Consider the following 8,178-nt stretch of genomic DNA (forward strand, 5'->3'; position numbering starts at 1 on the left):
GGACGAGAATAATAATTAGCAAATGAGTGAATTTGAGAATTAGGCACTCATAATTTACGTTCATTTGCTAATTCCAATACTTGCTCAACGAGGTCTCCCCATAATTCGGTTTTTGGTGGTGAAGACACCACCATAATATATCAGGCAATCAATGACGTTGTTGGTGGGACACCAACAACGATGCGAAAGATGAACATGTGGTGTCCAACCAATTATTCCAACTTGAACACCTCTCAATATTCATTTTCAAATTTTCAAATTCCTGCCAAATAAAAAAGGCTGCCAAATTTCCATTTAGCAGCCTAATTCCAGTACTGGTTTCATTCCAATTTCACCTACCCCGCCAATTTACTCCCTTAGTGTCTTGATACCGGATACCTGATACCTGCCTGCCGGCAGGCAGGCTTGATACTCCTCTAAACTCCCTGAAGGTAATTCGCAGAACTAAATCCCTCAACTCCATCTTCGGTGCGCACAAAATACCAGTCATTATACATTCTTTTGATAAGCTGTACTTTTGATTCGTGGGCTGCCTTACCTACTATATCATAATCTGTTCCGGGCCCTTTTCTGATATTCAGATTGGAAGATTTTGTAATCACCTTCATCCTGATATTCTTACTGGTTAGATCCTCCATCTCCAGCAGGTTAAATACATTCACCACTCCTGGTTGCGCCTTCAAAGCTGCAACAGCCTTTTCAGCGGTCTGCATATCCGGCACGGTGCCAGCTATCGTAAGGGTACCGCTAACATCCTGTACCCATAAATTGGGAATGCTTATCCCTGCTTGTTTAAGGATATCTCCATAATTTTTCTGCTGCTGTTGGTTAACAACTGCCTTATTAACTTCATCAAATAGTCCCATCATGTATTATTTTACAGCGATACATGTTATTGTATTGCCTTTGTTTATCAAAATTAGATTGTCTTTATCAAGTTTACTGATAGTATAAACTTCGCTGCTCTTGCCAGCCGTTGAAACGGTAGATAGATTTTTTACGTCTTCATCAAAGGTATAAGTTCCCTGATCAGCGCCGATGCCTCCGGTTGTAGTGTAGTCACCATTTTTTGTGAAAGCCATCTTCGAGTTTGCGATCATGGCATTTCTAAGTGAATCCGGAAGATCATTTTCTGTTTTAATAGCGGTAACCTGCCAGGTTTTAGCCAAGTCATCGCCTTTTTTACCTCCGCAGGAGATAAGAAATAAACCAACCAGGAAGGTTAGTCCTAATAGTTTAATATGTTTCATTGGCTTCGGGTTTAGGTGATTTAATTTTTATAGTCATCCTGTTGTCTAACGTCCTAGTTTGGAAAGAATATTGCCAAGAAGTCCGCCTTGTCCTGACCTCCCCGACGCACCGCCCAGGCCTGAGATTAATGATCCAAGTCCGCCAGACCCCAATCCAGAACTTAAGCCGCCGGAACGCCTGCCCCCCATTACCTTTGCTAAAATCAACGGACCTAATGTAGCCAGCAAACCTTTTGCAAGACTGCCGATATCTATTCCTGATGCTTTCAATTTCTCCTGAATTCCGGAAAAGTTAAATGCACCGGCGGCGGTAACAGCTTCCGGAGTGCTTCCGTCTTTCCTTGTCTCATCTGCTAATTCGCTCAGTGCTTCAAACTGCTGTGGATTAATGTTCAAAAAGGTAGCGATTTTTTCTACGTTTTTCTTTTCCTCTTCGTGGTATTGTTGATCTGACTCGGCAAAATTAATAAGATCTGAAAGCAGCGAAAAACGGAGCTCACTATTCTTAAGCACTTCGAGACTGGCAAAAAGACTATCATCATTTTCCGTTTTTGCGGTTTCCATTACACTTTCCTTTTCTGATTCGGAAAGTCCAACTTCATTGCTAAGGGTTGAAACGTATTCCAGCTCTTCGGCTGATGCAGTCCTGTCGGCAGTTGCAATTGAAGCAATAGCCTGAATGTAGGCCGTTTTTTCTGCAGGCGAATAGCTCTGCAAGGGGGAAGTGTTTATCATGTAAATTATCTATGTTAATTGTCGGAACTAAAAAATATGTTGCAGTTTAAAGGGTCCAATAAGCCAATAACATTAAATTTTACACAATGTTTCCTTATGGGGTGATTTTACAATAAAAACCCATCACTGTGGTAGGGTGAAAGGTGAAGGCAGGAGCTTTCGGGCGTTTTACCAGAAACTATGGGCTTGAAGATTTCATTGGGACTACATGATTATGAGGATTTTAGCTGATTAAAATTAGATTTTTCGTACCCGTATTATGTATATTTGATAATATTAATAAACCGTCAGACTATGAAAAAGATCAAAGTTTTCGCTCTTGGCCTGTTATTATTGACCGCTTGTCAGAAAAAGCAGGAAGCTTTCAGCCCGGCTAAATCGGATCTAACGCTGAAAAAGTATTCAGAGATTACCAACAAAGCACTTCAACTAAAAACTTCGGAAGGTTTTAACCTGCAGATGAGCAGTGCCAAAAATAACAATGGGAAACAGATAACGCGTCCATTTACCAGTTCTGGCTCCGGAACTATTTCTTACATTCCAGACGGATGCGGTAAAGGAACATTAAAGTTTCAATCAGTTGGAACCGGCAATTCGTCACATCTTGGACTTCAGGAGCAAACCACAAGTTTCTGTATAAATGCTGAGGGCGTTATTTATACACCGATTGTAGGTGTTGGTAAGGCTGCAAACGGCGACACCCTAAACTACACCTTTGCTGGTCAAGGGGTTGACAGTGAAACTGGCTTGACGTATCAGGATTACATTTTTACGGGCGGTACAGGCCGGTTTGCGAACGCCACGGGAAGCGTTAGGTTAGTATATACCACAAACACCTTTGCTTACTACGAATATACTGGAACTGGAACTATTACTTACTAGCTCCGGGCAGTCTGTTTAATACACCGGCTTTTTTATAGTCCTACAAGAATATTTCAGTCATCTGTACAAATTGTACAGCTGGCTTTTTACATTTGGCCAAGTAGTTCAAGTGTTTTGGGATCTTTTACACCTTCGTAAAACTCGTCCAGCACTTCCTGGAACACAGCATCGGCTCCGGGCACCAGACTAAACAGCGTCATACTGGATTTTAATTTCATATCATCCGGCGAACCGAAGATTTCATGCGCGGTTTTATCTTTGTGTGAAAGTATTTGTTTCGAAATGCTAGTCAGTCTTTCACCGAGCACATTATCTGCCAGGTAAGCACTTGCTTCTGGAATATCATGTATTGCGTATTTTTTAGTCATCTCACTGAAACCCAAACCAGCTAACTGGGGAAAGACAAACCACATCCAATGGCTGTTTTTTCTGCCGTCTTTTATCTCTTTAAAAGCGCGGGCAAAATTGTGTTTCTGAGCAGTATGGAAATGCTCGAATCCTTGGGTAGTCGTTACTATCATGATATCATAACAATAACGGGGAGAAAAGGATTTTGATTTTTGTCTTGAATAGGATTTATAGGATGATAGGATTTATAGGATGCAACTTTCTTTCCACTTTTCAAAACATTTTAGCCGAAAATACTCTCTTATAAGTATTCTATAAAATCATACGATTATGACCTTCGAAAACCACACACGAGGCGAGTTTCACGAAAAGAACAGAAGTAAAAATGAAGCCCGGGCACTAGAGAAAGAAGAACAAAAAGCTGAAAAAGATATATCAGGGGGAAATACTGAACTATTGCAACCCAAAAAGACAGGGCATCCTGAAGAAACAGTCGGATATGTTGGCGGCCAGGCTGCCGATGATACGCGCGGATTGGACATGAGCCAATATACGGGCCCCGGTTCAAAACCAAGCAGTGAGTTTAAGGACCCGGAAGCACCCTATCATCAGGGGCCTGGAAGCGGATTAACAAAAGAAGAAGAGGCTGAAAGTGCTGACTGGGAAAACCCAGATCCTGGTAACGACTCGTTTTGAGAACCAGGAGCCAAGAAACTAGGAATCAAGACAGGAGAAGGAGCATGGAACAAAGAGCAAAGATTAAGGACAAAGGAACTGTTATTATTTTAATGTCCACGTTCAATGTAAGATATTTGCCGTCCAGCCTGACAACGAACAACGAACAACTAACAACTAATATCCCTTCTAGGTCAAGGAGTTAATTCATCCAGCCAGGGAAAGGCAACGGGTAACTGATAACCAATAATATCTACATCGATACTTTCCCCAATGTTAATAACGAGTGAGTTGTTGAAAAAATTCCCTCTACTTTTATGCTGCCTTATCCTGATATAGAGACAGTTGCATTAATTGCTGTGCGATTTGCTGGTCACCTGCCTGCCGGCAGGCAGGTTCATTGCCTTTGCTTTAGGACAGCGGAAATTGATGGTGCAATCATTATCCCAGGCGTAACGGTGAAGCGAATCGAGGAGTTCATAACAAACCGGCCTTTGATTGATCCCTGGATCAACATTGAGTAGAGTTACAATAAGGCTATGAGGGCCGCTATAGCAGAAAGAAAGGCTCCCTGCAGTTTCAAATTGTGTTTTAGCTGTGAACAGGCCACTATGGCCGGTTTCTGAGAGGTATATTTCGAAAATGGCGGTACTGTTTTTGGCAAATCATTTTTCTTTATAAATACTGAATATTTATAAAGTATTACAAAGGCTGTACCATGCCGCAGAATGAATGTAAATCGGAAGTTAATGCAGTAACGCCGCTGCCTGTTCTGCCGAAGTCAGGCCCGGCGGAAGTTCAATGATTTTGAAATTGCGAAACTCGATCTCAGCACCTTCCGCTTCCAGGCAAATGTATCCTTTCTTTTGTGTTGACTTGCTGATGCCGTTTACAAACTTCCCATTTACAGAAAGCTTGATAACACCGTCCACACATACCACATCATAAGTATTCCACTCACCTTTCCCTTTTACACGATTTTCGATTGACTTGCTACGACTACCCCTTGGATTATCTGTTGCTGTCGTCACATTACCCACACCAAATAACTCTCCATGAACATATGCAATCGGAGGTTTTACTCCATCCCGAATATTCAGATCTATCCACTCCAAATCAAGCATCTGAACTTCTACTCCATTTGGAAGCCGGTTTTCTGCAGGAACAGCTGAGCTCCAAATAAACACGCCGGAATTTCCTCCGGCTTCATTATGCTTCCACTCTACATGTAAGATAAAATTTTCATATTGCTTTTCCGACCTGACTACGCCTATTGGGTTGCCATTGCAAATCAGGGAACCATCTTTCTGAACCCGCCAGGTATCCCTGGAAGTGTTCACATCAAACCATTTCAAGACCCTGTCCTGATCTTTTTTGCCGGATGTGATATTGATGAAACTGCCTACCTTACCGAACTCAAATAGCGGTGATTGAGCGTTGCCGAAATGAGCAATCGACGTGAGGAGTATGCACAGAACTAAAATGATCCTAATCATATGTAATTTGTATATTGAAGTATCCAAGTTACATTTTTCAAATCAAGGAAAGAGAATGGAAGTTCAAGCTCCCGCAAAATACTTTTCCACTTGCTTCATTCTTGAGATCACGATACGCCTCTGAAGTTTCATAACTGTCGATTTCAATTCAGTTATTTCCTGAAGATGTTTCTTGTACTCCGGTGAGTCTGCCTGCATCTTACTTAATTCGACATATAGGCTGGCTATGCGGTGAAAGGCCTTTGATCTTTCTGCTGTTAATTTATCTGATTGTGCCATAACTTATATACGTATTACATAGCTGCGAAGTTGAGTTTAATGGAGATTTTATTTAAACCGAGGCAGCTAAGACCAGGAAATCTTTGAGTAGTTATCCGTTGCCTGTTAACTTTGCCAGGCTAATCGGATGGTGAGACGGGTACCTCCTCGCAAAGACACCGTTCTAAGAACAGCGTGGGCGTCCGGAAAGTGTCTTGATACTTGATACTTATTACTTGATACTTTCTCGTTAAATTAGAACCTTATTTAGTCGTTTCCAATGAAAAGTCATTATCCTTATTTCGGGCTTTTAGGGCTCTTATTTACGTTTGGAAGTATAAGCTTAAACTCTGCAAGCGCTCAGGATCTGGCAGATCATGTTACCATCCGGAGAACGGCTTTCGGGGTTCCTCATATAAAAGCCGACAATATGCAGGCTGCAGGATTTGCGCTTGGATACGTTCAGCTGGAAGATTACGGACGCTCTGTTGTGGAGGGAATGGTGAAAGCTCGTGGAGATTGGAGTCAGTTTCATGAAATGACCCCTCCGGAGAGAAGCCTGAGCATCGACCGGGACGCTTCCAGTAAAATAAGGTATGCACGAGCTCTGGAAACATTTTCCTGGTTAAAAAAAGAAACACAAGATATCCTGATTGGCTTTGCAGCAGGAATGAACCGTTATATTGAAGTCCACCGAAGCGAATTCCCCGAATGGGTAAAAGCAGATTTTACCGGCATTGATGTGCATGCCGTGGACATTGGCAGTCATAATGCGGCTTCTGTACAGGCTTTTATGCGTATTCTACAGGGTCAGAATGCTGCAGCCTATTCAACAAGTAATCGTATGAGAATTTTGTCCGGTGAGGGCAATACCGTGTGGGCAAGACTTGCCGATCATGCTGACCAACCTCATCCGGACGAAGGCTCTAATGCATTTGCTTTGGCTCCCAGCCGTACCAAATCCGGCAAGGCAATCCTGCTCCGAAATCCGCATCTTGCCTGGAATGCAGGATATTATGAAGCACAACTGGAAGTGCCTGGAGTATTAAATTTTTACGGAGATTTTAGAATAGGTGGCCCACTCATTACTATTGGTGGTTATAACGAGCGACTTGGTTTTTCCACAACAAACAATGATCCTGATAGCGATGAGATTTACTCTTTCCAGGTGTCTCCGACTTTGCCGGATCATTTCCTGCTGGACGGAGCATCTGTACCGCTCGAAAAGAAAAGGGTAAACGTTAAATTCAAAAATGGCGAAGGCCTGGGCGAGGATTTACGCGAGTTTCTATATACCCCATTCGGTCCGGTGTTTCACCGGGGCAATGGGAAGATTTACGTTATCCGCGATGCAGGAGATGGAGAATATCGTCTGGCAGAGCAGTTTTTAATGATGATGAAAGCCCGCAACCTTGCCGAATACAGGGAGGCTATGCGGATCCAGGCAAAGACGAGTTCCAACTTTACCTATGCAGATGCAGACGGCAATATCTTCTATGTATGGAATGCCATGACCCCAAACCTCCCTCATTTGTCGGGCGGGGATACTGCTGCTATAGCTGCTTCCCGCAGTGATCAGGTCTGGAGAAAGATCATTCCATTCGACTCTCTGCCGCAACTACTAAATCCGAAAGGCGGATACATACATAATGAGAACGATCCGTTCCATTACACCAATCTGAATGAGGTTATGGATGCGGCGAAATTCCCTCCGCATTTTTCACAACCTATACTTAGACTGCGCAGCCAGCACGCGCTCGACATGATTGCCAACAAGAAAAAGTTCTCTTTGGAAGATGTGGTCAACCTCAAATATAGCCAGCGGATGCTTTTAGCCGAACGTGTAAAAGCCGACCTCATTGCGGCAGTTCGGGCGACCTCTCCTACTGGAGAAATTGCTGACGCATTGAAACAAATGGAAAACTGGGACAATACGGTAAACCGTGAAAGCAAAGGAGGTGTATTATTCGAAACCTGGTGGGAGCATTATGTAGCGCTGGCCAATGGCGGAAAGCAAGTCCCGGGTACGGCGGCTTCGGGTGGTTTCCCAGCACCTGCCAGTTCTCTGTTTGCTGAAGTTTGGACTCCTGCAAAACCAATAACCACTCCAAAAGGCCTGGCCAGTTCAAAAAATGCCGTGGAGGCTTTTAAACGCGCCGTGGAGAGCGCTAATACCCGCTATGGAAGCTGGGATCTAGCCTGGGGGGACGTGAACAGGGCGCGCATCAATAACAAGGACATTCCCATTAGCGGTGCCACCGGAGAACTGGGCACTTTCAGCGTACTTTGGTTTGTACCTCACATAACAGATAAACTCAAACGTGAAACCCGTGGGGGCGATGGCTGGGTTATCGCCGTTGAATTCGATAAAACGCCACGTGCCTATTCAGTCCTGACTTATGGGAATAGTAATAAAGAAAGTTCTCCATATTTCGCCGACCAGCTGGAATTGTATGCTGATAAAAAAATGAAAGCAGTTGCTTTTACGGAAGAGGAAATTAAAAAGGGGGTAGTACGGGAGTACAGGCCGGGAA

Annotated in this window: 10 protein-coding genes; 4 read left to right on the forward strand and 6 right to left on the reverse strand. The window is 43.4% G+C overall.

What is annotated here, in order from left to right; genetic code table 11:
* Positions 1–416: 416 nt before the first annotated feature.
* Genes ACLL8Z_RS10320 through ACLL8Z_RS10330 form a run of 3 tightly spaced genes read right to left on the reverse strand, consistent with a single transcriptional unit; the run spans position 417 to position 1,985 of the window.
* Positions 417–869: an SH3 domain-containing protein gene (locus ACLL8Z_RS10320; RefSeq protein ID WP_411274701.1), complete on the reverse strand. Its 453-nt coding sequence runs from the start codon at positions 867–869 to the stop codon at positions 417–419.
* A 3-nt stretch (positions 870–872) separates the two neighbouring features.
* Complete coding sequence (locus ACLL8Z_RS10325; protein ID WP_411274702.1) at positions 873–1,250, reverse strand: lipocalin family protein; 378 nt, start codon at positions 1,248–1,250, stop codon at positions 873–875.
* Positions 1,251–1,295: 45 nt separating this feature from the next.
* Positions 1,296–1,985, reverse strand: a complete 690-nt coding sequence (locus ACLL8Z_RS10330) for a TerB family tellurite resistance protein (protein ID WP_411274703.1) — start codon at positions 1,983–1,985, stop codon at positions 1,296–1,298.
* Between the two features lie 294 nt (positions 1,986–2,279).
* On the opposite strand from ACLL8Z_RS10330, the gene ACLL8Z_RS10335 reads away from it, so the two are divergent.
* Positions 2,280–2,867, forward strand: a complete 588-nt coding sequence (locus ACLL8Z_RS10335) for a hypothetical protein (protein WP_411274704.1) — start codon at positions 2,280–2,282, stop codon at positions 2,865–2,867.
* An 86-nt stretch (positions 2,868–2,953) separates the two neighbouring features.
* Here ACLL8Z_RS10335 and ACLL8Z_RS10340 read toward each other — a convergent pair whose 3' ends face one another.
* Positions 2,954–3,388: a DUF1810 domain-containing protein gene (locus ACLL8Z_RS10340; RefSeq protein ID WP_411274705.1), complete on the reverse strand. Its 435-nt coding sequence runs from the start codon at positions 3,386–3,388 to the stop codon at positions 2,954–2,956.
* A gap of 157 nt (positions 3,389–3,545) precedes the next feature.
* Here ACLL8Z_RS10340 and ACLL8Z_RS10345 point away from each other — a divergent pair, with 157 nt between their 5' ends.
* Together ACLL8Z_RS10345 and ACLL8Z_RS10350 are read left to right on the forward strand one after the other, a co-directional pair.
* The gene (locus ACLL8Z_RS10345) at positions 3,546–3,911 is read left to right on the forward strand and encodes a hypothetical protein (RefSeq protein WP_411274706.1); all 366 of its coding nucleotides are present in this window, start codon (positions 3,546–3,548) and stop codon (positions 3,909–3,911) included.
* 296 nt (positions 3,912–4,207) lie between these two features.
* Positions 4,208–4,414, forward strand: coding sequence for a hypothetical protein (locus ACLL8Z_RS10350; RefSeq protein WP_411274707.1), 207 nt, complete (start codon positions 4,208–4,210; stop codon positions 4,412–4,414).
* Between the two features lie 222 nt (positions 4,415–4,636).
* Here ACLL8Z_RS10350 and ACLL8Z_RS10355 read toward each other — a convergent pair whose 3' ends face one another.
* Complete coding sequence (locus ACLL8Z_RS10355) at positions 4,637–5,386, reverse strand: DUF1080 domain-containing protein (RefSeq protein WP_411274708.1); 750 nt, start codon at positions 5,384–5,386, stop codon at positions 4,637–4,639.
* Positions 5,387–5,449: 63 nt separating this feature from the next.
* Entirely contained in the window at positions 5,450–5,665 is a 216-nt protein-coding gene (locus tag ACLL8Z_RS10360) for a hypothetical protein (RefSeq protein WP_411274709.1), read from the reverse strand.
* A gap of 259 nt (positions 5,666–5,924) precedes the next feature.
* On the opposite strand from ACLL8Z_RS10360, the gene ACLL8Z_RS10365 reads away from it, so the two are divergent.
* On the forward strand, positions 5,925–8,178 hold a 2,254-nt coding region (locus ACLL8Z_RS10365; protein WP_411274710.1), incomplete at its 3' end, for a penicillin acylase family protein.

The organism is Daejeonella sp. (assembly GCF_046590655.1).
Lineage (GTDB): Bacteria > Bacteroidota > Bacteroidia > Sphingobacteriales > Sphingobacteriaceae > Daejeonella.

Excerpts from the sequence above, each read along its gene's own strand:
- ACLL8Z_RS10350 (WP_411274707.1), top strand. The coding sequence starts at position 4,208 with ATGCTGCCTTATCCTGATATAGAGACAGTTGCATTAATTGCTGTGCGA.
- ACLL8Z_RS10335 (WP_411274704.1), top strand. The coding sequence starts at position 2,280 with ATGAAAAAGATCAAAGTTTTCGCTCTTGGCCTGTTATTATTGACCGCT.
- ACLL8Z_RS10340 (WP_411274705.1), bottom strand. The coding sequence starts at position 3,388 with ATGATAGTAACGACTACCCAAGGATTCGAGCATTTCCATACTGCTCAG.
- ACLL8Z_RS10360 (WP_411274709.1), bottom strand. The coding sequence starts at position 5,665 with ATGGCACAATCAGATAAATTAACAGCAGAAAGATCAAAGGCCTTTCAC.
- ACLL8Z_RS10325 (WP_411274702.1), bottom strand. The coding sequence starts at position 1,250 with ATGAAACATATTAAACTATTAGGACTAACCTTCCTGGTTGGTTTATTT.
- ACLL8Z_RS10330 (WP_411274703.1), bottom strand. The coding sequence starts at position 1,985 with ATGATAAACACTTCCCCCTTGCAGAGCTATTCGCCTGCAGAAAAAACG.
- ACLL8Z_RS10345 (WP_411274706.1), top strand. The coding sequence starts at position 3,546 with ATGACCTTCGAAAACCACACACGAGGCGAGTTTCACGAAAAGAACAGA.
- ACLL8Z_RS10355 (WP_411274708.1), bottom strand. The coding sequence starts at position 5,386 with ATGATTAGGATCATTTTAGTTCTGTGCATACTCCTCACGTCGATTGCT.
- ACLL8Z_RS10320 (WP_411274701.1), bottom strand. The coding sequence starts at position 869 with ATGATGGGACTATTTGATGAAGTTAATAAGGCAGTTGTTAACCAACAG.